This window comes from Marinobacterium sediminicola, from assembly GCF_022343685.1.
GTDB lineage: Bacteria > Pseudomonadota > Gammaproteobacteria > Pseudomonadales > Balneatricaceae > Marinobacterium > Marinobacterium sediminicola.
Window position 1 is genome coordinate 1,441,180 of the sequence record NZ_CP092123.1, and the last position, 25,608, is coordinate 1,466,787.

General features: G+C 54.1%; 23 protein-coding genes. 19 read left to right on the forward strand and 4 right to left on the reverse strand.

Features of this window, described 5'->3' with window-relative positions; all coding sequences use genetic code 11:
- Positions 1 to 47 precede the first annotated feature (47 nt).
- On the reverse strand, positions 48 to 1,214 hold the full coding sequence (locus LN244_RS06600; protein ID WP_239042057.1) for an isovaleryl-CoA dehydrogenase: 1,167 nt from the start codon (positions 1,212 to 1,214) through the stop codon (positions 48 to 50).
- A gap of 42 nt (positions 1,215 to 1,256) precedes the next feature.
- Positions 1,257 to 1,658, reverse strand: coding sequence for a MerR family transcriptional regulator (locus LN244_RS06605; protein WP_239042058.1), 402 nt, complete (start codon positions 1,656 to 1,658; stop codon positions 1,257 to 1,259).
- 304 nt (positions 1,659 to 1,962) lie between these two features.
- Here LN244_RS06605 and LN244_RS06610 point away from each other — a divergent pair, with 304 nt between their 5' ends.
- The 7 genes from LN244_RS06610 (at position 1,963) to LN244_RS06640 (ending at position 9,293) form a co-directional block, all read left to right on the forward strand.
- On the forward strand, positions 1,963 to 2,784 hold the full coding sequence (locus tag LN244_RS06610) for an ABC transporter ATP-binding protein (protein WP_239042059.1): 822 nt from the start codon (positions 1,963 to 1,965) through the stop codon (positions 2,782 to 2,784).
- Complete coding sequence (locus tag LN244_RS06615) at positions 2,781 to 3,491, forward strand: ABC transporter ATP-binding protein (protein ID WP_239042060.1); 711 nt, start codon at positions 2,781 to 2,783, stop codon at positions 3,489 to 3,491. The genes LN244_RS06610 and LN244_RS06615 overlap by 4 nt, the downstream gene beginning before the upstream one ends.
- A 47-nt stretch (positions 3,492 to 3,538) precedes the next feature.
- On the forward strand, positions 3,539 to 4,738 hold the full coding sequence (locus LN244_RS06620) for an ABC transporter substrate-binding protein (protein ID WP_239042061.1): 1,200 nt from the start codon (positions 3,539 to 3,541) through the stop codon (positions 4,736 to 4,738).
- Positions 4,739 to 4,846: 108 nt separating this feature from the next.
- Complete coding sequence (locus tag LN244_RS06625) at positions 4,847 to 5,734, forward strand: branched-chain amino acid ABC transporter permease (protein WP_239042062.1); 888 nt, start codon at positions 4,847 to 4,849, stop codon at positions 5,732 to 5,734.
- Positions 5,735 to 5,744: 10 nt separating this feature from the next.
- Positions 5,745 to 6,671, forward strand: a complete 927-nt coding sequence (locus LN244_RS06630) for a branched-chain amino acid ABC transporter permease (protein WP_239042063.1) — start codon at positions 5,745 to 5,747, stop codon at positions 6,669 to 6,671.
- 147 nt (positions 6,672 to 6,818) lie between these two features.
- Complete coding sequence (gene hemH / locus LN244_RS06635; RefSeq protein WP_239042374.1) at positions 6,819 to 7,904, forward strand: ferrochelatase; 1,086 nt, start codon at positions 6,819 to 6,821, stop codon at positions 7,902 to 7,904.
- Between the two features lie 96 nt (positions 7,905 to 8,000).
- On the forward strand, positions 8,001 to 9,293 hold the full coding sequence (locus tag LN244_RS06640) for a sensor domain-containing diguanylate cyclase (RefSeq protein WP_239042064.1): 1,293 nt from the start codon (positions 8,001 to 8,003) through the stop codon (positions 9,291 to 9,293).
- Here LN244_RS06640 and LN244_RS06645 read toward each other — a convergent pair.
- Complete coding sequence (locus LN244_RS06645) at positions 9,273 to 10,118, reverse strand: AraC family transcriptional regulator (RefSeq protein WP_338037892.1); 846 nt, start codon at positions 10,116 to 10,118, stop codon at positions 9,273 to 9,275. The two genes, LN244_RS06640 and LN244_RS06645, sit on opposite strands and share 21 nt — an antisense overlap.
- A 268-nt stretch (positions 10,119 to 10,386) precedes the next feature.
- Here LN244_RS06645 and LN244_RS06650 point away from each other — a divergent pair, with 268 nt between their 5' ends.
- The 10 genes from LN244_RS06650 to LN244_RS06695 all read left to right on the forward strand — a co-directional run bounded on the left by LN244_RS06650 (position 10,387) and on the right by LN244_RS06695 (position 21,945).
- The gene (locus LN244_RS06650; RefSeq protein WP_239042066.1) at positions 10,387 to 11,880 is read left to right on the forward strand and encodes a CoA-acylating methylmalonate-semialdehyde dehydrogenase; all 1,494 of its coding nucleotides are present in this window, start codon (positions 10,387 to 10,389) and stop codon (positions 11,878 to 11,880) included.
- A 78-nt stretch (positions 11,881 to 11,958) separates the two neighbouring features.
- Entirely contained in the window at positions 11,959 to 13,113 is a 1,155-nt protein-coding gene (locus tag LN244_RS06655) for an acyl-CoA dehydrogenase family protein (RefSeq protein ID WP_239042067.1), read from the forward strand.
- A gap of 13 nt (positions 13,114 to 13,126) precedes the next feature.
- Positions 13,127 to 13,903: an enoyl-CoA hydratase gene (locus LN244_RS06660; RefSeq protein WP_239042068.1), complete on the forward strand. Its 777-nt coding sequence runs from the start codon at positions 13,127 to 13,129 to the stop codon at positions 13,901 to 13,903.
- Positions 13,904 to 13,920: 17 nt separating this feature from the next.
- The gene (locus tag LN244_RS06665; protein WP_239042069.1) at positions 13,921 to 15,018 is read left to right on the forward strand and encodes an enoyl-CoA hydratase/isomerase family protein; all 1,098 of its coding nucleotides are present in this window, start codon (positions 13,921 to 13,923) and stop codon (positions 15,016 to 15,018) included.
- A 69-nt stretch (positions 15,019 to 15,087) separates the two neighbouring features.
- Positions 15,088 to 15,981, forward strand: coding sequence for a 3-hydroxyisobutyrate dehydrogenase (mmsB, locus tag LN244_RS06670; RefSeq protein WP_239042070.1), 894 nt, complete (start codon positions 15,088 to 15,090; stop codon positions 15,979 to 15,981).
- Positions 15,982 to 16,066: 85 nt separating this feature from the next.
- Positions 16,067 to 17,956: a propionyl-CoA synthetase gene (locus LN244_RS06675; protein WP_239042071.1), complete on the forward strand. Its 1,890-nt coding sequence runs from the start codon at positions 16,067 to 16,069 to the stop codon at positions 17,954 to 17,956.
- A 340-nt stretch (positions 17,957 to 18,296) separates the two neighbouring features.
- Positions 18,297 to 18,482, forward strand: a complete 186-nt coding sequence (locus LN244_RS06680) for a hypothetical protein (protein ID WP_239042072.1) — start codon at positions 18,297 to 18,299, stop codon at positions 18,480 to 18,482.
- 60 nt (positions 18,483 to 18,542) lie between these two features.
- Positions 18,543 to 20,483, forward strand: a complete 1,941-nt coding sequence (locus LN244_RS06685; RefSeq protein WP_239042073.1) for an alkaline phosphatase D family protein — start codon at positions 18,543 to 18,545, stop codon at positions 20,481 to 20,483.
- A 72-nt stretch (positions 20,484 to 20,555) separates the two neighbouring features.
- The gene (locus LN244_RS06690; RefSeq protein WP_239042074.1) at positions 20,556 to 21,392 is read left to right on the forward strand and encodes an ion transporter; all 837 of its coding nucleotides are present in this window, start codon (positions 20,556 to 20,558) and stop codon (positions 21,390 to 21,392) included.
- A 133-nt stretch (positions 21,393 to 21,525) separates the two neighbouring features.
- Positions 21,526 to 21,945, forward strand: a complete 420-nt coding sequence (locus LN244_RS06695; RefSeq protein ID WP_239042075.1) for a YccF domain-containing protein — start codon at positions 21,526 to 21,528, stop codon at positions 21,943 to 21,945.
- 109 nt (positions 21,946 to 22,054) lie between these two features.
- On the opposite strand, the gene LN244_RS06700 is transcribed toward LN244_RS06695, so the two are convergent.
- Positions 22,055 to 23,269 (reverse strand): OprD family outer membrane porin, encoded by a 1,215-nt coding sequence (locus tag LN244_RS06700; protein ID WP_239042076.1) that lies wholly within the window; start codon positions 23,267 to 23,269, stop codon positions 22,055 to 22,057.
- A gap of 214 nt (positions 23,270 to 23,483) precedes the next feature.
- On the opposite strand from LN244_RS06700, the gene LN244_RS06705 reads away from it, so the two are divergent.
- Both LN244_RS06705 and LN244_RS06710 read left to right on the forward strand, forming a co-directional pair.
- Complete coding sequence (locus tag LN244_RS06705; RefSeq protein ID WP_239042077.1) at positions 23,484 to 25,226, forward strand: phosphoethanolamine transferase; 1,743 nt, start codon at positions 23,484 to 23,486, stop codon at positions 25,224 to 25,226.
- Positions 25,223 to 25,600 carry a diacylglycerol kinase gene (locus tag LN244_RS06710; RefSeq protein WP_239042078.1) on the forward strand — a complete coding sequence of 126 codons (378 nt, stop codon included), beginning with the start codon at positions 25,223 to 25,225 and terminating at the stop codon, positions 25,598 to 25,600. The genes LN244_RS06705 and LN244_RS06710 overlap by 4 nt, the downstream gene beginning before the upstream one ends.
- The last annotated feature ends 8 nt before the right edge of the window (positions 25,601 to 25,608 follow it).

Here is a 25,608-nt window from a genome sequence, read left to right on the forward strand (position 1 = left end):
TCGCTGCACCGGGCAGCCACAGACTACCCGGGAACGTTTGATTATTCTTATTTGTTGAGGAACAGCTCGCGGCCGATCAGCATGCGACGGATTTCGGATGTACCGGCACCGATCTCGTAAAGTTTGGCGTCACGCAGAAGGCGCCCCGTCGGGAATTCGTTAATGTAGCCGTTGCCACCGAGCAGCTGAATTGCGTCGAGCGCGACCTTGGTGGCCATCTCGGCAGAGTAGAGGATAGCCCCGGCAGCATCCTTGCGGGTGGTTTCACCGCGGTCTGCAGCCTGTGCAACCATATACACGTAGGACTTGGCGGCATTCATCTGGGTGTACATGTCGGCGATCTTGCCCTGTACCAGTTCGAACTCACCGATAGACTGCCCGAACTGCTTGCGGTCACGGATATAGGGTACAACGATATCCATCGCGGCCTGCATGATGCCCAGCGGACCACCTGAGAGTACCAGGCGCTCATAATCAAGGCCGCTCATCAGCACCTTAACGCCACCGTTCAGTTCACCCAGGATATTTTCCTTGGGCACCTTGGCGTCCTGGAAGACCAGCTCGCAAGTGTTCGAGCCGCGCATGCCCAGCTTGTCCAGTTTCTGGGCCTGGGTGAAGCCTTCCGTCTCACGCTCAACGATGAAAGCGGTGATGCCTTTAGGGCCCGCAGCAGGATCGGTTTTGGCATAGATGACATAGACGTTGGCATCCGGACCGTTGGTGATCCACATCTTGTTGCCGTTCAGAACGTAGTGATCACCAGCGTCGCGGGCGGTCAGTTTCATGGAGACAACATCGGAACCAGCATTGGGCTCGGACATGGCCAGAGCGCCGATATGCTCGCCGCTGATCAGCTTGGGCAGGTACTTGGCACGCTGTTCATCATTGCCGTTACGGTGAATCTGGTTGACGCACAGGTTGGAGTGGGCGCCGTAGGACAGGCCAACGGAGGCCGAAGCTCGGCTGATCTCTTCCATTGCGATGACATGAGCCAGGTAACCCATTTCAACACCGCCCCATTGCTCCTTGACGGTGATGCCCAGAAGGCCCATATCACCAAACTTGCGCCAGAGGTCATTGGGGAAGGCATTTTCCTGGTCGATCGCTTCCGCACGGGGGGCGATCTCCTGGGCTGCAAAACTGTTGACCTGCTCACGCAGCATATCGAGAGTATCGCCCAGTCCAAAGTTCAGTTCAGAGTATGCAGAGATCATCTAATCCACCTTTATTGTTATTGAGCCGATGGCCGTGGAGGCTTATTCGACAGTCGTCTTTTTCTGTTCCAGTTCTTTCAATGCATCGAGGCAACGTGCCTCGGCGTTGTCCAGTTCCAGCTGAATCATGGCGATATCATTTAGCTGCTGCTCAAGTTCGGCACGTTTGCCGCTGATTGTTTTCAAGAGCAGGTACAGCTGTTTTTCGCTACCGCTCAGGGTTTCGTCCCAGAGGTCAAACAGTTCCTTTGTTTCAGCCAGTGAAAACCCCAGGCGCTTGCCACGCAAAATCAGCTTCAACCGGACCCGATCCTTGCTGCTGTAGATTCGGGTCTGGCCCCGTCTGGACGGATGCAGCAGGCCCTGGTCTTCATAGAAGCGAATGCTTCGGGTTGTCACATCAAACTCGGAGGAGAGTTCGCTGATTGAATAGGTCTTGCTCATCTGTTGCTGCAGTCCTGTCATGTCTTCAGTATTAGTACCGAGGCTAAATGAAGTTTACGTTAACGTAAAGGTCCGCTTGCTCTTTTTTTGTGCGTTCATAAAAAGTTAAAAAATACATAAAGCATTGAAAATGTTGAGTTATATGCCGATTTTTTGGGTTGAGAGGCAGGATGTTTAGACTAAAGTAGTAATTGTATTCCCCTAAGGTAAATTGCTAGTTTTCGTTCATGCCTTATTTGAAGGTAATAATTCGACGCCAAGTGCGAAAAGCCAGCATAAAAACAACAAGAGGCTTGGTTTACACATGAGTGCAGACTATGTTCTCGAAACCCGTAACCTTGTAAAAGCGTTCAAGGGTTTCACCGCGGTCGACGATGTTAACCTCCAGGTTACTCGCGGCCATATACATGCCCTGATCGGTCCCAACGGGGCCGGCAAGACGACGGTATTCAACCTGTTGACCAAGTTCCTGACGCCGACTGAGGGTCAGATTCTGTTCAACGGTCGTGATATTACCGCCATGAAGCCTGCCGCTATCGCTCGTGCCGGTGTGGTCCGTTCCTTTCAGATCTCTGCTGTCTTTCCGCACCTGACAGTGCTGGAGAATGTCCGCATAGCATTGCAGCGTAAAGAGGGTAACAGTTTCCATTTCTGGCGCCCGCAATCTGTTCTGAACAAGCTTAATGACCGTGCCATCGAATTGCTTGATTCGGTGGGGCTGGCTGAGTTTGCTGACGCGCAGACTGTTGACCTTTCATATGGTCGCAAGCGTGCACTGGAGATTGCCACTACCCTGGCTTTGGAGCCTGAGTTGATGTTGCTCGACGAGCCAACCCAGGGAATGGGGCATGAGGATGTGGGGCTGGTAGCCGATCTGATCAAAAAGGTATCTGAAGGTCGGACCATTCTGATGGTGGAGCATAACCTCCATGTGGTGTCCAAGCTTGCTGACCGGATTACGGTTCTACAGCGTGGAGCCATCCTGACGGAGGGTGATTACGCCACTGTATCGGCTGACCCGCGCGTACGTGAAGCCTATATGGGTACTGCGGCCAGCGAGGAGCAGGACAGGATGAATGCCGAAGCAGCTGCTGAAGCTGCTCGAAAGGAGGGGGTAGAGGCATGAGCAATCATCGCGAAAAGCTGCGCATTGCGGACCTGCATGCTTTCTATGGTGAGTCCCATATCCTCCATGGCATTGACATGAACGTGATGCAGGGTGAGTTGGTGACGTTGCTGGGACGTAACGGTGCAGGCCGTTCCACCACGCTGCGCGCGATCATGAACATGGTGGGCCGCCGTTCAGGCTCCATCAATATCAATGGTAACGAAACCATTGGCATGCCGGCTCACAAAATTGCGCATCTGGGGCTGGGTTACTGCCCCGAAGAACGCGGCATTTTCTCCAGTCTCAACGTAGAAGAAAACCTGTTGTTGCCTCCCTCGGTGCGTTCCGACGGCATGAGTGTGGAGGAACTGTATGAAATGTTCCCCAACCTCTATGAGCGCCGTTACAGCCAGGGAACACGGCTGTCCGGTGGTGAACAACAGATGCTGGCGCTGGCGCGAATTCTGCGCTCGGGTGCCAATATTCTGCTGCTGGATGAGATTACCGAAGGCCTGGCTCCGGTTATCGTGCAGAAGCTGGGCGAGGTTCTGGTCAAGCTGAAGGAGCGTGGCTTGACCATCCTGCTGGTGGAGCAGAACTTCCGTTTTGCTGCCCCCATCGCTGACCGTCATTACGTCATGGAACACGGTCATATCGTCGAGGAGATTCATGCTCACGAGCTTGAAGCCAAGACGGAGCTCCTGAATACCTATCTGGGCGTCTGACGTCCGTGTGAGAAATAACAATAAAAATGCTCGACAGGAGAGTAATGATGAAAATGATGAAAAAAACCCTGCTGGCTGCTTCCGTTGCTGCGTTCGCATCTACTGCTGCTATGGCCAACGTCACTGATGGCAAGGTCAAGATCGGTGTACTGGCAGACATGGGTGGTACCTACGCTGATGTCTGTGGCCCTGGCTGTGTGACTGCGATCGAAATGGCAGTTGAGGACTTCGGCGGCACGGTTCTTGGTGCGCCGATCGAAGTTGTCAGCGCCGACGATCAGCTGAAGCCGGACGTTGGTTCTGCCATCGTGCGAAAGTGGATCGAAGATGAGCAGGTTGATGCTGTGGGCGGCCTTGTGTCTTCAGCGGTCACCGGTGCAGCAACCAAGGTGCTGACCGATGCCAAGAAGATCGCACTGATCTCCACTTCAGCCTCTAACGCCTTCACCACCAAAGCCTGCTCACCCTACAACGTTCACTGGACTTATAACGTTGTGGCACTGGCCAATGGTACCGTGAAGCCGATGGTTGAAGCCGGCAAGAAAAAGTGGTTCTTCATTACCGCTGATTACGCCTTCGGCCACGCGCTGGAAGGTGTGGCATCCAAGGTGATCAACGAGAACGGCGGTGAAGTAGTGGGCGCTGCTCGTGCTCCGCTGGGTACCACTGACTTCTCCTCCTACATCCTGCAGGCACAGTCTTCCGGTGCTGATGTGGTTGCTCTGGCTAACGCCGGTAACGACACCGTTAACTCCCTCAAAGCTGCATCCGAGTTCGGTCTGACTCAGATGATGGACGTAGCCGGTCTGCTGGTATTCACTCCGAATGCTCAGGCAATGGACCCGAACGTTGCGGGTGGCATGCGTACAACCACTGGTTTCTATTGGGATCTGGATGATCAGACTCGCGAGTGGAGCAAGCGCTTCATGGAGCGTCACGGGGCTATCCCGGCAATGGGCCATGCGGGTGCGTACTCCATGACCATGCACTACCTGAAGGCGATCGAAGCTGCTGGTACGGATGAGTCCGATGCCGTTATGAAGAAGATGAAGGAAATGAAGCCGGATGACTTCTTCGCTCGTAACGCCACCCTGCGTGCCGACGGCCGTATGGTCCACGACATGTACTACGTCGAGATCAAAAAGCCTGAAGAGCGTCGTGACAGCAATGACATCTTCAAGGTTGTCAGCGTGATTCCGGGCGACCAGGCGTTCGCGCCAATGCTGCCTGAGTGCGACTTCAAATAACAATAAGAGTTAAACCGCTTTAAATAGCCCGCTGCTGCCGGTTTTCGGCAGCGGTGCGGCCAAATTCTGCCATAAGATGGCATAAAGCGGCGTGAACGGGACAAGGCTATGGCGACTTTTCTTGGTATCAATCTCTTCGGTCTGTTTGGCCAGCTGCTGGTTGGACTCATTAACGGATCTTTTTACGCGCTGCTCAGTTTGGGCTTGGCGATCATCTTCGGTCTGCTGAAGATCATCAACTTTGCGCAGGGCGCCATGTACATGCTGGGGGCTTTTGCGGCCTGGCTGGCATTGCAGTATATAGGCATTAACTATTGGGCCGCGTTGGTCGTCGTACCACTGGCTGTTGGTTTTGTCGGCGTAATGATGGAACGGTTCCTCATTCGTCCGATTGCCAACGAAGATCACCTGTACAGCCTGTTGCTTACCTTCGGCCTCGCGCTGATGATCCAGGGTGTATTCACTCATCTTTATGGTTCTTCAGGTCAGTCCTATGCGATTCCTGAAGAGCTGCGTGGCGGCACAAAGCTGCCCTTCATGTACCTGCCTGACTACCGTGCCTGGATTATCGTGGCTTCAGTCGTCGTGTGTGGTCTGACCTGGTGGATGATCGAGAAAACCAAACTGGGCGCTTATCTGCGTGCCGGTACTGAAAATCCCCAGCTGATGCAGGCGTTCGGCATCAACGTGCCGCTGATTGTAACCCTGACCTTCGGTTTCGGTGTCGGCTTGGCAGGTTTGGCGGGTGTTCTGGCTGCACCTATCTATTCAGTGTCACCTGACATGGGCTCCAACCTTCTGATCGTGGTTTTCGCCATCGTTGTTATCGGTGGTATGGGCTCAATCGGTGGCGCCATCCTGACGGGTCTGGGTATGGGGATCATCGAAGGTCTTACCAAGTATTTCTACCCGGAAGCCTCCAATACGGTGATCTTCCTGGTGATGGTTATTGTTCTGCTGCTCAAGCCGGCAGGTCTGTTCGGCAAGGAAGCCTGAGGGGGACATTATGAAAATCAATAAATTCTATCTGGCTCTGCTCCTTCTGGCTCTGGTCGCACCTTTCTTCCTGTATCCGGTGTTCCTGGCCAAACTGCTTTGCTTCGCACTCTTTGCCTGCGCCTTTAACCTGATGCTGGGCTACGTGGGGCTGCTGTCCTTCGGTCATGCTGCCTTCCTGGGAACCGGCGGCTATGTTACCGGCTGGCTGATGATGAACTCTGGGCTTACACCTGAGCTGGCGATTCTGCTGGGTACTGTGGCGGCAGGCCTTTTGGGAGCGATTTTCGGCAAACTGTCGGTCAAGCGAGAAGGTATCTATTTCGCGATGGTGACGCTTGCCCTGTCCCAGCTGGTGTTCTTCATCTACCTGCAGGCACCTTTCACCGGAGGTGAAGATGGTATGCAGGGGGTTCCGCGCGGCAACCTGTTCGGTGTTATCGATCTGTCGGATAACATCAACATGTATTACTTCGTGCTGGCGATCTTCCTGTTCGGTTTCTGGCTGGTGCACCGTACCATTCACTCACCGTTCGGTCAGATTCTGAAAGGGATTCGCGAGAACGAGGCGCGTGCGACGTCTCTTGGTTACAACGTCAACGACTACAAGTGGGTGGCTTTTACTATCTCCTCAGCACTGGCAGGCCTGGCCGGCTCCACCAAGACTCTGGTCTTCCAGTTGGCTTCCCTGACAGATGTGCATTGGCACATGTCCGGTGAGGTGGTGTTGATGACCCTGGTCGGTGGTGTAGGAACCATTCTGGGTCCGGTGGTGGGTGCAGGTGTGATCGTGACCATGCAGAACTACCTGTCCGGTGGCGAGCTGGGTAACTATCTCCACATCATCATGGGCTTCATTTTCGTGGTCTGTGTACTGGCATTCCGCAGCGGTATCGTGGGAGAACTGCAGAAAGTCTGGAAACGCAATTTCGGCTAAAAAATTTATCGTCGAGCCATTCGCCTGCCGGAGATGCCCCCGGCGGGCGTTTTTTGTTTATGGGTGTTGAACCGCTTGGCCCTGACGACCGTATCATCTAGGATTCTCCCATTGGGTATCATTTGCCGGCCAGGATAAGGAGACATGATGGCATATCGCGGCGTCGACGATTTCAAACACAGTCAGCAGGATCTAACCGGTGTGCTGATCACTAATCTGGGCACGCCTGATGAGCCTACACCGTCGGCACTGCGCCGTTATCTGAAAGAGTTTCTCTGGGACCCCCGTGTTGTCGAGGTTCCTCGACCGGTATGGTGGTGCATTCTCAACGGTATAATTCTCAATGTGCGTCCTCGTCGATCAGCGGCAGCCTACCGGGAGGTGTGGACCGAGGCGGGTTCTCCCCTGATGCTTCATACTGAGGAGCAGACTCGTCAGTTGCGGCAACGCTTGCAGTCGCATTTTGGTCAAAATGTCATGGTCGAGTTCGCCATGCGTTATGGTAATCCTTCAATCTCCAGTGTGATTGAGCGTATGCAAAAGGCCGGGGTCCGCCGACTGCTGGTGCTGCCGTTGTACCCGCAATATTCAGGAGCCACTTCGGCCTCTACTTTTGATGCTGTCGCCGAGGACTTCCGTCAACGCCGCTGGTTGCCGGAACTTCGCATGATCAACCACTATCATGATTTTCCTGACTACATTGAGGCGCTGGCGGCTTCCGTGGAGCGCCATTGGCAGCAGCATGGCCGTGCTGACAAGATGATCATGTCCTACCATGGAGTGCCCAAGCGCTATCTTATGCAGGGTGATCCCTACTTTTGTGAATGCCATAAAACCAGTCGATTGCTTGCAGAGCGCCTGCAGCTCGAGCCAGGTCAGTGGATGACGACCTTCCAGTCTCGTTTTGGTCGAGAGGAGTGGCTCAAACCCTATACCGACGAAACCCTTAAAGGCTTGCCGGCTGAAGGTGTTAAATCCGTTCAGGTTATTTGTCCCGGCTTTTCGGCAGACTGCCTGGAAACAATTGAGGAGATTGGACAGGAAAACCGTGACTATTTCCTTGAGGCGGGGGGAGAGCGCTATGAATATATCCCTGCGCTGAATGCCGATGTCCAGCATATCGATGCTCTCGAAAAGCTGGTGCTGAATCATTTGCAGGGCTGGGAAATCAATACTGAAATTGATTTCGCCCAGCGGCAAAAAATTGCTCAAGCTCAAGGCGCTGAACGTTAACAGTAGTCTCCATTGGTTGTCAGTCCGTTCAAGGGGCTAAAATTGCACAACCTTTCGGGAATCGTGACAGTCTTTGAGGCAAGGAGCCGACAGAACATGGACATAGTGCGACCGCTGTTTTTCCTGCCCGATGCCGTTTTCGCGATCGACCCGAAAACGGCTGCCATCATTGATGCCAATAAGCGCGCCTGTTCTGACATGCGCGCATCCCTCACAGAACTCACCCAGATGACGGTGTTGCAGGTACAGGATGATGTCTCTGACCTTAACCATTGGCATGCCTTGGTCGAAAGTATGCGTGCTCAACCCAACTATCTCTTCATCGGTCATCATAGACGCCCCGATGGAAGCGTTTATCCGGTAGAGGTCAACTCCACCTTGATAGCCATTGGCGATGAAGAATTGTTGATTTCGGTTGCCAGGGACATCAGTAGCCGCGTTGAGCACATGAATCGTGTCAGTGGCGAAAGCGATAGCTGGCACGGATTGCACGATATTGCCGATGGTGTCTGGGAATGGGATATAGGGTCGCAGAGCCTCTATTTCAGCCCGAGTCTCAAACGCTTGCTGGGTTACGGTCCCGATGAAATGCGTCCCTGTCTGGAAACCTGGAAAGATAATATTCACCCTGAGGATGCGCCTCTGGTGTTGAGCATGCTGGACGAGCATCTCAAGGGCTTGAGACATCTTTTTGAAGCCGAATACCGGTTGCGCAACCGTAATGGGCACTATCTCTGGATTCGTGATCGTGGTCAGGTGCGTGAACGCAGTGATGAGGGGCTGCCGTTGCGAGCTGTGGGGATGGTCAACAACATAACGGATCTCAAGCTGGTTGAGCAGGAGCTGCAGCAGCAGGCTGATTATGATGAATTGACCGGGCTGTTCAACCGGCGTCGCGGTGAGGTATTGGCCGAGCAGCAGTTGGCACTTATGCAGCGGCAAAGAAGAAATCTTGGGCTGTGCCTGATTGATGTTGATGATTTCAAGCAGATCAATGATGTATACGGTCACTTGGCGGGCGATCAAGTGCTGAGACGGCTTGCTGAATATATTTCCAACTTTGTACGCCGTTCAGATCTTCTGTTTCGCTGGGGGGGTGAAGAGTTTGTTCTGGTCTGCCCGGATACCGATGCATCGGGTATGCGTGAGCTGATCAACAAACTTTGTCGGGGGATAGAGTGCCTGTCAATCGATGGTGAGCTGGCAGGTCGCTCGATCACAGTCAGCGCCGGTATTGCTGTCTTCCCCGGCCACGCCACTGATTTGATCAATCTGACTGCGCGTGCCGATTCGGCGCTCTATTCAGCCAAGCGGCAGGGCAAGAATCGTGTCATCCTCTTTGATTATGAATTGGAAGGGCTTGTGTGCTCAGTGGGCGGTATACGATGAGCGCCCCAGTCGCATGGCGCGATAGTTACTGGGCGAAATGCCCATAACCTTGCGAAACACCCTCGAAAAATAGTACGCATCTTCGTAACCAACGGCCCAGGCGATCTCCTTGATCCCTTTGTTGGTTACATCCAGCAGATGGCAGGCCCGTTCGATCTTGAGCTGAATGAAATGATTGATGGGTGTTGTACCAGTCAATGCTTTGTATTTCTTGATGAAATGGAACTTCGACAGGCTGACTGAGGCGGCCAGTGTTTCAACATCCAGCTGCTCATGCAGACGAGCCTGCATCAAACTATGGATCTTCTCCAGATCAAGAGCCTCGTCCTGCTGTAATTTTGCCAGGGGCCTCAATAGCGCAATATGTGTCATTAGCTGACGAAGCTGGTTTGCGCTGTGCAAATAGGACCCCAGGTGATGACGTGCCTGACGGGTATCCAATAAAGACTCAAAGTCAGCGACCAGTCGAGAGTGGATACCTAGGCTCAAGAGAGGTGACTGATGGTCGATTGAAAGTTGATCGACGAAGGACTGGCTCATTGATCCATCGAAGTGAATCCAATAGATGCTCCAGGGGTTTTTCTGATCGGTCCAATAGTGATGGGGTGTGCCCCGTGGCAACACCAGCAGGTCGCCAGGCCTAATGATACGGCGCTTCCCCTTGGAGCCGAACTCGACTCGCCCGCTGCCTTCCAGGCAATAGATCAGCAAAAAGTCGTCATGCTGCTCCCGTCGCATTTCGTGGCCTCGGGCAAGCTGGTAGTAGCCGATCCCTAGAGGATAGAGCTGTTCACTGAGTGGATGTTCTGCGAGTTGCGCCACCATCCTCCTTGGCAGGACGAAACGGATGCTCTCAGGTGGAAGGGGCCAGCTTGAAGGAGAACTCATCTGAGTGGTTATACCTTGGTAGAATCTGATCTAGTGAAAACCCTTAGTGTGCAGCAATATAGTCCATCATCTGAGCAACATTATCAATCCTGAGCCTTGAGTGCCTGTGTTACAAAAGGTCATAAGATTTACGTTGACGTAAACGAATGGCTCGCATGGCCTGAATGCATAACAACAAAAATTGACGACAGTGAAGGTGAAACGAATGACTCAGCATGTACCGCTCATGATCGGTGGCGAATTTGTCCAGAGCGAAACCAATCAGTGGCTGCCTGTAACCAATCCGGCAACTCAGGAAGTTCTGGCTCAGGTGCCTTGCGCAACTCCTGAAGAGGTTGAGCGTGCGATCGAATCTGCCAAGGCAGCGTTTGAAAGCTGGAAGGAAACTTCCGTCGGCGACCGTGCTCGTCTGATGTTGCGCTACCAGGCGTTGCTGAAAGACCACCATGATGAGTTGGCCGAACTGCTGGCTCAGGAAACCGGCAAGACATTCGAAGACGCCAAGGGTGATGTATGGCGCGGTATCGAAGTTGTTGAGCACGCCTGCAACATCGCCTCACTGAGCATGGGTGAAACGGTTGAAAACGTTGCCCGCAAGATCGACTGCTACAGCATCACCCAGCCCCTGGGTGTCTGCGTAGGTATTACCCCGTTCAACTTCCCGGCGATGATTCCGCTGTGGATGTTCCCGATGGCCATTGCCTGCGGTAACACATTTGTGCTGAAACCTTCTGAGCAGGACCCGTTGACACCGATGCGTCTGGCTGAGTTGTTCAAGGAAGCGGGTGCACCTGAGGGCGTTCTGCAGGTCGTTCACGGCACCAAGGATGTAGTGAACCAGCTCCTGACTCACAAGGATACACCGGCGATCTCCTTCGTGGGCTCTGTTGCCGTGGGTGAACATATATACCGTACCGGTACCGACCACATGAAGCGTGTACAGGCGTTTGCCGGTGCCAAGAACCACATGGTCGTTATGCCGGATGCCTCCAAGAACCAGGTCGTCAACAACATTGCCGGGGCATCTGTCGGTGCCGGTGGTCAGCGTTGCATGGCCATTTCTGTAGCGGTATTCGTCGGCGAAGCCCGCGAATGGATTCCGGAAGTGCGCGATGCTTTGGCCAAGGTGCGTCCGGGTGCCTGGAATGATCCGGAAGCCGGCTATGGTCCGCTGATCAACCCGCAGGCGAAAGAACGTGTGTTGCGTCTGATTCAGGAAGGCAAGGATGCTGGTGCGGACTGCATCCTGGATGGCACCGAATGTGTCGTTGAAGGTTACCCCGACGGCAACTGGGTAGGGCCTACCATGTTCCGTAACGTGACCCGCGACATGTCGATCTATCAGGAAGAGATTTTTGGCCCGGTACTGATCGCGCTGGAGGTGGATACTCTTGAAGAGGCGATCGACCTGATCAACGAGAACCCTTACGGTAACGGTACATCCATCTTCACATCATCCGGTGCTGCTGCTCGCAAGTACCAGCATGAAATCAAGGTGGGTCAGGTTGGTATCAACGTGCCGGTGCCTGTGCCGCTGCCGATGTTCTCTTTCACTGGCTGGCGCAAGTCGTTCTATGGTGACCAGCATGCCTATGGCAAGCAGGCAGTCAAGTTCTACACCGAAACCAAGACTGTGACCGCTCGCTGGTTCGAAGATGACATCGCGACCGGTCCGAACATGACCATCCAGCTGAAATAAGTCGCTGTTACAACAACCAAGCCATGGCTGTAGAACAGCCATGGCCATAACAATAAAAAAGCGTGTCCGAGGTATGGAATGGATTTTGAACTGAATGAAGATCAAATCGCCTTTGCCGATATGGCACGGGCGTTTGCCCAGAATGAACTGGAGCCGAATGCGGCTGAATGGGATCAGGAAGCCATCTTCCCGACGGATGTGCTTCAAAAGGCTGGAGAGCTTGGCTTCTGTGCTCTCTATACCCCGGAGGAAGTGGGTGGTCTTGGCCTGAGTCGCCTTGATGCCAGTATCATCTTTGAACAGTTGTCCATGGGCTGCACGTCGACGACAGCCTATATCACCATTCACAACATGGTGAGCTGGATGGTGGCAAGCTTCGGTGGTCCTGCCGTTATTGAACAGTGGGCAGAGGGTCTGGCCAGTGGTCAGCTGCTGGGGTCGTACTGCCTGACAGAGCCGAATGCCGGTTCTGATGCTGCTTCCCTGAAAACGACAGCCCGTCGTGATGGTGATCACTACGTCTTAAACGGCAGCAAGATCTTTATCTCCGGCGCCGGTAGTACCGACGTTCTGGTGGTGATGGCACGTACCGGAGGGGAAGGGGCCTCCGGTATTTCTGCCTTTGCCGTCGATGCCAAGAGCGAAGGTATCAGCTACGGTCGCAAGGAAGACAAAATGGGCTGGAACTGCCAGCCTACCCGCATGATTACCTTCGAAGACGTGCGAGTGCCGGCCGAAAATCTGCTGGCGCAAGAGGGTGAAGGTTTCAAAATCGCGATGAAAGGTCTGGATGGAGGTCGCATCAATATTGCCACCTGTTCCGTCGGGACCGCTCAGCAGGCGCTGAACAAGGCCCGTGAATACATGCTGGAGCGTAAGCAGTTTGGCAAGCGTCTGGCTGATTTTCAGGCACTTCAATTCCGTCTTGCGGATATGCAGACTGAACTTGTGGCGGCGCGTCAGATGGTCCGTTTGGCTGCCAGCAAACTCGATAAGGGCCACCCGGATGCGACCACTTATTGCGCCATGGCCAAGCGTTTCGCAACCGATGTGTGCTACAACATCTGTGACGAAGCTTTGCAGCTGTACGGTGGTAACGGATATATCAAGGAATACCCGATGGAGCGTTATCTGCGTGATACTCGCGTGCACCGTATTCTTGAAGGCACCAATGAAGTTATGCGTTTGATTATCTCACGCCGTGTACTGGCGGATGGCGCAGCCGAACTATAAGGAGAGCTGGGGAATGTCTGAACTGATTCGTGTAGAAAAACGGGGCCATGTGGCACTGCTGACCATGAATAACCCGCCGGCCAACACCTGGACGGCTGACAGCCTGAAAGCGCTGGTCCAGATTGTTGAAGAGCTTAATGCCGATCGCGATATCTGGAGCCTGGTGCTGACCGGTGAAGGCGAAAAGTTCTTCTCTGCCGGTGCCGACCTCAAACTGTTCGCGGATGGCGATCGCAGTGTGGCCCGTGACATGGCGCGTCTATTTGGTGAGGCTTTCGAAACCTTGAGTCGCTTCCGTGGCGTCTCCATCGCTGCCATTAACGGTTTTGCCATGGGTGGCGGTCTGGAAGTGGCCTTGGCGTGTGACCTGCGAGTGGCAGAAGCACAGGCCCAAATGGCGTTGCCGGAAGCCAAGGTTGGTCTTCTGCCATGTGCCGGCGGCACTCAGAATCTGACCTGGCTGGTAGGAGAAGGCTGGGCCAAGAAGATGATTCTGTGCGGAGAACGGCTCAAGGCTGACAAGGCACTGGAAATCGGACTGGTTGAGGAAGTTGTCGAGCAGGGCCATTCCCTTGAGCGTGCGCTGCAATTGGCTGAACAGGTGGGCGAGCAGAGCCCGTCAGCCGTTGCTGCCTGTAAGACGCTGATCCAGTCCGGTCGCAGCCGTCCTCTGGATCAGGGCTACATCATGGAGCGCGAACTCTTTGTGGATCTGTTCCACACCGAAGACCAGCGTGAAGGGGTCAACGCTTTCCTGGAAAAGCGCAAGGCTGAATGGAAGAATCGCTAAGCATCGGGAGCCCGAGCATGAGCTGTGTACTCTTTACTGAACACCCGACTAAGGATGGTCAGATCATCGGTGAGATCCGCCTGAACGCCGAGAAGTCTCTGAATGCGCTAACGCTGGAGATGGTTGACCTCATCCAGCCGAAACTGGACGAGTGGAGTGATGATGCCAACGTCGTGGCCGTGTTGCTGGACAGCGCCGGTGAAAAGGCCTTCTGTGCCGGTGGCGATATTGTCAACCTTTACAAGTCGATGGTCGCCAGGGATACCGACTTTCCCGAGCAGTTTTTCACTCGCGAATACCGCCTCGATTATACCCTTCACACTTACCCCAAGCCCGTGATCTGCTGGGGTAGCGGCATCGTTATGGGCGGCGGCATGGGCCTGATGAACGGCTGTAGCCATCGAGTGGTTACCGAAACATCTCACCTGGCAATGCCGGAAGTCACCATTGGTCTCTATCCTGATGTTGGCGGTAGCTGGTTCCTCAACCGCATGCCGGGTGGTACCGGACTCTTCCTGGGGCTGACCGGTAATCCAATCAATGCTGCGGATGCTCTGTTTCTGGGGCTTGCCGATCGTGCACTGACCAACGACATGCGAGACGGCATGCTTGAAAGGTTGCAAAACGAGCATTGGGCTGAGGATGCCGGTGGTGTCGTCAGCCGCGTTCTGCGCGAGTTGGAAGACGAGTGTCGTGCCACCTTTGATGAGATGCCGGCACCTATTCGTGCGCATGAGGCGCTGATCCGTGAGGTGACGGACCATGACAGTGTCGAAGAAATGGTCGAGTCACTGCTTGCGGTTGAATCCGATGACAAGTGGGTCAAGCGCGCACAGAAGGCGATCAGTCATGGCAGCCCGCTGTCACTGAAAATGATTCATGCACAGCTTCGCCGCTGCCGTCACATGTCGTTGAAAGAGGTTTTCCAGCACGAGTTAATTCTCTCGGTACAGTGCTGCCGTCATCGTGAATTGCAGGAAGGTGTACGTGCGCTTTTGATCGATAAGGATGGTCAGCCGCAATGGACCTTCCCGTCTATCGAAGAGGTGGACGAGCAATTCCTGGCTGAGATGTTTGACGCACCCTGGCCGACACATCCTCTGGCTGATCTCTGATTGAATCAAGGTGCGGCACTTGGCGGCCGCATCGAACCTGATAGCAGAATAAGAACAAGGAATAGCATCATGGCAACAATTGCATTTATTGGTCTGGGCAACATGGGTGGTCCTATGGCTGCCAATCTGGCCAAAGCCGGTCACACCGTTAAGGCATTTGATCTCTCTGCCAAGGCGTTGGAAATCGCCGCGGAACAGGGCTGTCAGGTGGCTGATAGCGCTCAGCAGGCCGCGACGGGTGTTGATTTCGTTATTTCCATGCTGCCGGCCGGCAAGCATGTGGAAGGCCTTTATGTCAGCGGTGAGCAGCCGCTGTTCGATCTTGTGGAGTCCCACACTCTGGTCATCGACTGTTCAACGATTGATGCCGAAACCGCTCGTCGTGTCGCCGCTGCAGGTGCCGAGAAAGGTATTGGCTTCATCGACGCACCGGTCTCAGGCGGTGTGGGCGGTGCTCAGGCAGGTACGCTGACCTTTATCGTTGGTGGTTCTGATGCCCAGTTTGAACAGGCGCGCCCAGTACTTGAGAACATGGGTAAGAATATCTTCCATGCAGGTGATCATGGCGCAGGCCAGATTGCCAAGGTATGTAACAACATGCTGTTGGGTATTCTGATGGCGGGTACCTGTGAAGCCCTTAACATGGGTGTCAAGAACGGTCTTGATGCCAAGGTTCTGTCAGACATCATGAAGCAGAGCTCCGGTAACAACTGGGCGCTTCAGGTTTACAATCCTTTCCCGGGCGTCATGGACGGTGTTCCGGCATCTCGTGACTACCAGGGCGGTTTCCAGGTGGACCTGATGTTCAAGGATCTTGGGCTTGCCATGGAAGTGAGCCAGCAGAGCGCTGCCGCTACACCCATGGGTTCGGCTGCCCGTGCACTGTTTAACCTGCATAAATCTGCAGGCAACGGCGGTCTCGATTTCTCCAGCCTGATCAAGTTGTACCAGGACGCTGAATAAGCCCGTCCGGTCGGCGATTGGCAGGACCTTGGGGCGGCGGTGGATGCTGCCGCCCACGTATAACAAGAATAAAACGAGGTGGAGCATGGATTACAACGAGCAATACCGGGCATCGATCGAGAACCCGGAGATGTACTGGGCTGAGCAGGCTAAAAGCATTGCCTGGTACAAGGAACCTAAGACCATTTTAACCACTACCGACTGGGGTACGCACAGCTGGTACGCCGACGGTGAGCTGAATACCTGCTACCTGGCGGTCGACCATCAGGTCGAGCAAGGCCGTGGCGATCAGGTCGCGCTTTACTACGATTCTCCCGTTACCAATACCAAGGAAGCCATCACTTTCAGTGACCTGAAGGAACGAGTGGCACGTTTTGCCGGTACCTTGCGCACATTAGGTGTCGAGAAAGGGGATACCGTCGTCATCTATATGCCGATGATTCCCGAGGCTGCCGTGGCCATGCTGGCCTGTGCCCGCCTGGGTGCGGTCCATTCGGTCGTTTTTGGCGGTTTTGCCCCGAATGAGCTGGCAATACGCATTGATGACGCCAAGCCCAAAGTCATTCTGACGGCTTCCTGCGGCATCGAATTCGACAAGAAGATCGCCTATAAGCCCTTGGTTGACAAGGCGATTGCACTGGCTTCACATACACCTTCCCATACGCTTGTGTGCCAGCGCCCGATGCTGGAAGCCGAAATGGATCCGTCGCGTGACCTCGACTGGTACCAGGCTCAGGAAGGCGTTGAGCCGGCCGAGTGCGTTCCGGTCAAGGGCTCCGATCCCCTGTACATTCTTTACACCTCCGGCACTACGGGCCAACCCAAAGGTATTGTGCGTGATAATGGCGGTTATGCCGTAGCGCTGCGTTATGCCCTGAACAATGTCTACGGTATGGAAGCCGGTGATGTCTGGTGGGGAGCTTCGGATATTGGCTGGGTTGTGGGGCACTCCTTCATTGTTTATGGCCCGCTGATGGGTGGTTGCAGTGCCATCTTCTACGAAGGCAAGCCGATTAAAACGCCGGATGCCGGTGCGTTCTGGCGCATCATTGAAGAGTACAAGGTCAACTCAATGTTCTGTGCGCCGACCGCTTTCCGTGCCGTGCGCAAGGAAGACGCTGAAGGTGCATTGGCGAAGAACTACGACTTGAGCAGCCTGCGCTGGATTTTTGTTGCCGGTGAAAAGCTGGACTCTTCAACCTACCACTGGCTGCATGATCTGCTGCAGGTGCCTGTGGTCGATCACTGGTGGCAGACCGAAACCGGCTGGCCGGTGACGGCACCGATGATGGGCTGGGACAATCCATCCGAGCCTCGTCTTGGCTCGACCAATAAGCCGATTCCCGGTTATGACATCCAGGTTCTGGACGGCGATGGCGATGCAGTTGCGGCGGGTGAGGCCGGTAACATCTGTATCAAACTGCCTTTGCCGCCAGGGGTTGCATGGAGCATCTGGAATAATAACGAGCGTTTTGTCAGTTCCTATCTGACAGCCTTTCCCGGCTACTACCATACCGGTGATGGCGGTTTTAAAGATGAGGACAACTACGTCTACATCACGGGGCGTACCGATGACGTGATTAACGTCTCCGGGCATCGTCTCTCCACAGGTGAGATGGAAGAGGTGGTTTCCGCTCATGCATCTGTTGCCGAATGTGCCGTTATCGGTATCGCGGACTCGTTGAAAGGTCAGGTGCCGGTTGGGCTTATCGTGCTCAAGGCTGGTGTCGAGATCGAGGAAGCTCAACTGGAGCAGGAGCTGGTTGCGATGGTGCGTGAGCAGGTTGGCGCTCTGGCCTGTTTCCGCCGCGCAGTTGTTGTGCAGCGCCTGCCGAAAACCCGTTCGGGCAAGATTCTGCGTGCGATCCTGCGCAAGATTGCGGCGAACGAAGAGTACAAGATGCCATCCACCATTGATGATGAGAGCATCCTGCCTGAAATCGAAGACAAGATTCGTGAGGTAGGGGTCGCCTGATCTATCCGGAGGAGTTTCTCCTCCGGCTTTTCCGTTGTTTTTGTTGTACCAAACCCTTCTTCGGAAGGTCTCTCGGACTTGAGGGAAGCAATTCCCTCTTTTTTGCATCGTGTGCAAGCCCTGGGCATTCTGCAAACCAGCGTCCGGGCAACCGTCTCTGTTACACCCTCTGATAGCTCCATTCTCTGGTTTCTGCACCCGTAGTATATGCATTCTGTAGTTCAACGGACTTCTCTTGTATAGCTTTTGATTGGGCAGGCTGGCCCTTAGCCTGTTCGCAGTGCACAATAGGCAGGGCAGATCATCTGTGGTCTGTCACATCAGCGCGGAGGAGCATTCCATGAGCCACACTACTCCACACCCGAAATTCATTGAGGCGATGAAACAGCTCTCGGCCATGAGCGAAGAAGAGCGTCTCTCTGAAGAAAACAAGGAACTGTTCGAGCAGGCAATGAACTATGCTCCGCTCGATATTCAGCCTGCTTTAATGGCGATTCGTAAAAAATACGAGGACCCTCTGCACTGATCATGATTTCCTGATGGAGAACCGAGCCGGATGTATGACCATCCGGCTTCCCCCTGAGCCATGTCCTTACCTACCCCCACTGAATCCACTGAACGCTTACCTTCTGTACTGGTAGGCCCCATTCTTCGCAGAATGAAGGTCGATGAGATTACGCTATGGTGTATCACCACCGAGCGCCTTGAATTCTCATTGCTGCTGAAATCCGATCACACGACCTTTCTGGATCGTCAAGTTACAGCAGAGGAATGTTGGTCGTTAAGAGTGGGGGAAAGGGCCTGGGTCTGTCTCCTGAATATAACGCCGGAACAGGCATTACCGACGGGCGAGCGGATCGAGTATGACCTGCGTATCCGTCGTTCAAATTCAGACAGTTGGTGTTCAATCACTGAGTGGGGGCCAGAGCTGCTTTATCCCGAAGAATCACTGCCGGGATTCGTACTCCAGCCACACTTGAAATCGATGCTGCATGGTTCGTGCCGCAAGCCGCATTATCCATCGAAGGATGGACTGGCGCGAGCGGATGAGTGGATGGAGCAGCACCTGAAATCGCCGACAGAGTTGCCAGCGTTTTTGATGCTCAGTGGCGATCAACTCTATGCCGATGATGTGGCCGGTCCCATGTTGCGTGCTGCGCACCGATTGAGTGACCGTCTTGGTCTCTGGGACGAGCAACTGCAGGGGGGAGGGGCTGCCAGTGGCAGCGAGCTTCGCCACAGCCCCTATTGCTATTACCAGCGTGAGCAGCTGTTGCCCAAAGATCAGTTAAGCCAGACTGTCAAGGAACGCTTCTTTGCCGGCGTACGCAAACCGATCTTTACCAGTGACTCTGCGCACAACCACCTGATTACTTTTGCGGAGGTGATCGCCAGTTATTGCCTGATCTGGTCGCCACTGTCCTGGGAAGGGCTTGATCTGACACCCCCCCCGCTGTCGTTACGCCATGCACGGCTGTATGACGATGAACTGGATGCAGTGCTTGGCTTCAAGGTACAGCTGGTTCAGGTTCGGCGGGTGATGGCGCACCTGCCGACCTATATGATTTTCGATGATCATGATGTGACCGATGACTGGAACCTGTCTGCCGCCTGGGAAGTATCGGCCTATGGTCACCCTTTTTCGCGACAGATTATCGGGAATGCCCTGATCGGATACCTGCTCTGTCAAGGCAGTGGCAATGAGCCGCGCAAGATTCGCAAGCATTTGGGCGAATATGTGGATCGCTGGCTGGATACGAGACAGGTTGAGGATCACGGGACTCTGATCAGTGAACTCTATGCATTTCAGCGCTGGGATTATCTGATTCCGATTGAGCCGGGTGTGCTGGTACTGGATACCCGCACCCGGCGATGGCGAGCTGAGAGAAATCTTGAAAGTCCATCGGGTTTGATGGACTGGGAGGCGCTGACTGAGCTTCAGCAGCAGTTGCTGGATCGCAAGGCGGTGATTCTGGTTTCTCCTGCACCGATCTTTGGAGTCAAGTTGATTGAGGCGGTGCAGAAGCTTTTCACCACCTTTGGTCAGCCGCTGATGGTGGATGCTGAAAACTGGATGGCTCATCCGGGTGCGGCGAATGTCATTCTGAATATTTTCCGGCATACACGCACTCCTGAGCATTTCGTGATTCTGTCGGGGGATGTGCATTACTCCTTCGTCTATGACATCGAAATCCGCTTCCGCAAGGGAGGCCCCAAAATCTGGCAGATCACCAGCAGCGGCTTGAAGAACGAGTTTCCACCTCGGCTGCTGAAGGTATTTGATCGACTGAACCGCTGGCTGTATGCACCGTCTTCACCACTGAACTGGTTCACGCGTCGACGCCTGATGAAAGTATCGCCCCGAAAGCCTGAAGGAGCATCCGATGGTTGCCGGTTGGTAAATAACGCCGGCATTGGATTGGTTCGTTTTGCGGCGGATGGAGAGCCGGAAGAAGTTTGGCAGCTGGGTGCTGACGGTCAGGATGTGCGCTTCGATCTGAGTGACGAAGAGGAGCATTGGGGCTAGGCAAGCCCTGACGTATAATTCGCCGCCGAAAATATTCCCCCACTTTGCCTGTGCTGCGGAGAAACAGCCATCATGAAACGCTATTGGAACCTGCTGCAGGAGCGTCTGGAGCGCCTGCGAGCCAATAAAGTGTTCGAAACCTTCGTTATCGGCGTGATCATTGCGTCGGCATTACTGATTGGTGCGAAGACGTATGAGGAAGCTTCGCGGTTTGACCGGATCTTGCATTGGCTTGATCTGGGGGTCACCCTGTTTTTTCTGTTTGAGATTATCGTGCGCATGGCAGCCGAGAAGAGGCTGCTGAACTTTTTCCGCAGTGGCTGGAACATCTTCGACTTTGTCATCGTGGTGGCCAGTCTGGTTCCGATCAACGACTCCGAGATGGTGCTGGTCGCCCGGTTGTTACGTGTCTTCCGTGTATTGCGATTGGTATCCATGATTCCTGAGCTGCGTATTCTGCTGGCCGCTCTGGTGAAGTCGATACCACGGATGGGATATGTCGCTTTGTTGATGTTTATCATCTTCTACATATATGCCGCGATTGGCAGCTTCATGTTCAATGCGGTTGATCCTGTGCTCTGGGGCAACATCAGTATCGCCATGTTGACACTGTTCCGTGTGGCGACCTTTGAAGACTGGACCGACGTGATGTACGCCACGATGGAGGTCTACCCCTACAGCTGGGTGTTCTACCTGACCTTTATCTTCCTGACCGCATTTGTGTTCCTCAATATGATGATCGGCATCGTACTGGATGTGATGCAGAAGGAGAGTGAAGCGGAGCAGTTGGAGTCGGGGCAGGGGGAGGCAGCTGAAGTGCACTGGATGCGTGAGCGCATGGTGCAGATGGGGGAGCAGTTGGATCGGATGGAACGTCAGTTGGAGCAGAGTGCCAGGCGGCAGGATTGAGTTGCATCAATCCGTCGGTCGTTGCCTCCAGCATGGTGCTGTGTCGCCTCGGCAGCTGAGAGTATTCTGTATTTGCTCCGGGCAGAAGCAAGCGCTGCTGCAACGTCCAAAATATGCAAAGAAGGGGATCTGAATGCTTCGACTGTTGGGAAATGTGATCTGGTTTGTTTTGGGCGGGTTTCTGATGGGACTGGCCTGGTGGCTGTTTGGCCTGCTGGCCTTGGTGACGATCGTGGGCATCCCCTGGGCGCGTTCTTGCTTTGTATTAGGTACTTTTTCATTTTTTCCCTTTGGAAAAGAGCCCGTCAGCCGTCGCGACCTGACGGGGCAGGATGACATAGGTACGGGCGCCTTGGGTCTGATAGGCAATATCATCTGGTTCATCTTTGCCGGTCTCTGGCTGGCGATTGGTCATCTGATGTCAGCCGTCGCCTGCTTTATCACCATTATCGGCATCCCTTTTGGCATTCAGCATCTTAAACTTGCGATGATCGCTCTGGCGCCGGTTGGTCAGACGGTCGTGGAGAGTGATCGGCAGCGCTGGGTGGACTGATCTGTTAAGGGTTTCACACTGTTATTGTGATCGTCGTATATAGCTGAAAAGGATATAACGAAAACGGGCCCGAAGGGCCCGTTTTAATGTGCATTGAAAGGCTCGTCTATCAGAGTGCGCTGAAACCGTATTCGGCGATCAGACGGAACTCGTCTACATCGTTAATCTCAGGATGTTCGGTTTCAACATGAGCAACGCGAGCACGCAGAGACAGGCCTTCGAAGGTGCCGCCCTGGAAAACGTACTTGGCTTCCAGGTTGGTCTCACGCTCCTCCAGATCGGTTTCAGCACCGGAATCGATGTCCCAGCCTTCAGTATGACGAGCCATCAGGCTCAGACCCGGAACGGCGGCAACATTGTAGTCCGCACGTACCTGCAGAGACTGTTCGTCGGCCCAGTTGAAATCAAGATACTGAACAGAGTTCCAGGTCATCAGCACATTGCTGTCTTCCCCACCCCAGCCGTAGTTGTAGTCATCGTCACCGCCAATATTCTGGTAAGACAGGGTCAGAGACAGGTTGCCGGTGTTGTAGCTTCCAGCCAGGTTGAACAAGTTGGATTCATAGTTGTCGCCGTACAGGGTGCCGTCGTCGGAACCGTCGTAGTAGTAGGCGTCGATCAGGATGCTGTCACCGTTGGCCAGCGCCACCGGGTAAGATGCGTTCAGGTAGGTCTGCTGGAATTCGTCAGCAACCCCGTGAGCCGCGTGGACGCTCAGGCCATTGGCAAAGGTGTAGCCGCCGCCGATAACATACAGATCATAATCATCACCATTGACGTCCTTGTATTCATTGAACTTGGTGCCATTGACGTCGACCGCGCGATCACTGTAAATGGCGTACAGGTCAGCACCGGCGATGTTGGTGTCCAGTGTGATCGCCTGAGTGGAGCTTGGGGTTGAGCGAGCATCGTCATCCTGCAGCAGCGGAGTGCCCAGCACCATGCGACCGGCGCGCAGTTCAGAGTTTTCGCCCAGCTTCAGTTTCAGGTAGGCCTGACCCAGCTTGGCGTAGCTGTCCGTGTCATTGCCATCGTTTTTCAGAACACGGCTGCCCTGATCGTTGTCACGACCATCCAGCTTCAGCGCACCGAAAACAGAAGCGTCAAAACCGATCAGGTTGTTATAGAACGGAGATACGTAGTCAACGCGAACTGCCTGAGATGCGGCAATCTGATTCTCGTCGCCGTGGATATCACGGTTGAAGTACAGGGTGCGCAGGTTGATGTTCAGGCTCGGCTCGTCGGCTGCGAAAGCAGACGGGGTAGCGCCCAGAGTAGCGGCAGCGATAGCCAGGGTAAGGGGGGCCTTATACAGCGATTTCATTTTTGACAGCTCCAAATGGGCCTGCTTCTAAGTGGCAGGCGCATCAATTGACAACATTAAGCGAGTTGCTTGTAACGGCGCGCATTGTAGTCAAAGCGTCATAATTCCTCAAACAGGACCTAATCAAATGTAATCAATCAACGCGTGCTGCTGACTCGTTGGAGGCTGAATCGTATAATTCCCAGTCATTTTGGTTTTCTTCGGGACGGATGGTTTGAAAGCTTCTCTTCGTCAGTCAGGAGTCCTGTTACTGGTCCTGGCCTGTTTCATGTTGATGGACCTGTTTCTGGTCCGTGATCTTGGTTGGGTCATGGATAATGTCAGGGGCAAGCGCTTCTGGGTGAACTTTGCCCTCAGTGCCTTTGTGCTTTGGGTGCTGCTGTTTAATCTGCGAGACTACTGGCGTCGCCACAGAAAGACGGCGGTTGTGTTATTGGCTGCCTGTGCTGCTGCCTATTTTGCCCAAAGTGCCTATTTCGGGATCTACCGCAAGTTTGTCACCGTGTTTGATTTCCGTTTCTTTGTCGGTGATCCGCTAATGACCGTGGAGTTATGGCTGGAGCATGGGGAGAAAGTGCGCCCAGCCATCACCGCGTTATTGGCCTCAGGCTTGCTTTGGTGGGTGATGTGTCAGCCAGCATCCCCCCGACGTTGGTTGCGCTGGAGCAAGGGCGGGCTGGGGGCGGCCATCTTTTTGCTGGTAACGCTGAACTGGTATGGTGCGCCGCATTTCCAGATAGCACCTGTTGCGTACGCCGGTAACCTGATCAGCGCGGTGGAATTCAATTACAACCGTGAGGACTATCCGCCGAAGCCACCGCTTGAATACCGTGAGCAGGCCGCGAAAAATGCACCTTCAATGGTGATGGTGATTGGTGAGTCGCTGAATGTTGATCATATGCAGATCTACGGCTACCCGCGTCAGACAACACCGAACCTGGTGCGCATGGAGCACAACAACCAGGTGGTGGCCCTGAAAAATGCCGTGAGCATTGGCCCGCGGACCTTGTGTTCAGTGCCCTATATGATGACGGGTCTGCAGGGCGTTGATCCGCACGGCATTATCTACAGCACGCCAACCATCTTTAACTATGCCAAGAGTGCTGGTTATAACACGGCGCTGATCACGGCGCAGGATTTCCAGTGGCGCAACATCGACAAGATATTTGTTGACCAGGATATGGATCACTTTGAGCAGGGTATACATTTCAGTCCTGATGTCAGTGTGTCCGTCGGTGCCAATGACAAGGTTGTACTTGAGAAAGGGATTAAGCCCTGGCTTGAGCGTCAACAGGATGCGCCTTTCATGCTGGTTGTGCAGATGAGCGGCAGTCATACACCGTTCTCGCGCCAGGTGCCGGAGGACATGAAACAATTTCTGCCGGAAGAGAACCCCAACAGCATTAATGCCTATGACAACACGGTATGGTACACCGATCATGTGTTGAATGAGCTCTTCAAGGCGGTACGTGCCAAAGCACCGGATGCCTGGATCTTTTATTCATCGGATCACGGCGAGCATGTGACCGGAGAGGGCGGCGGGTTTCATGGCGATTTCATGGATGAAGTGACGCACAACTCGTTATTGGTCTTTCCGCCAGCTTCAGCATTGGAGACCATCAAGGGGCAGGAGCATGCGCCCGTGTCTCAGGCCGATATTTTTGCCACCATGCTGGAGTTGATGCAGGTGGAACCTGTCACGCCCATTGACGGTCTGAGTTTGCTGCAGCCTATTCCGGAAGACCGGATGCGCGTGGTTACCGCGTTCATGAAAACGCTGCATAATGATCCGCGTGCGGCGTTGATATTTCCGGATCGAAGTCTCTACGAAGTGGACTTCGAGCGCCGTAACGTCAAGCTGGCGGATGCCGAGACCGTCATTCCTTACGATAGGCTGGACGCAAAATACCGCGCCATTTTTGATCGTCGCCTGGAGCGACCAGAGGGAATAGAGTGATAGTCACGAAAACGACCGGATTTTCCCGGTTCTACCATGCGACACGTTACTCCATCAAAGGTATCAAGGCTGCTTATCGCAACGAGCCCGCTTTTCGTTATGAGAGTTGGGCTGCACTTGCCATGCTGCCATCAGCGTTCTGGGTGGCCCAATCAGGGATGCAGCTTGCACTGTTAATCAGCACCCTGCTGCTGGTACTGATTATGGAGCTGATCAATACAGCCATCGAAGCGGTCGTGGATCGGGCCGGTACTGAGTTCAATACTCTGGCCGGTCTTGCCAAGGACCTGGGTTCGGCTGCTGTTCTCTTCTCTTTGTTCATTACCGCCCTGATCTGGGGTGGCATTCTGTACGATAATTTTCTCGCCAGCTGATGAAAAGC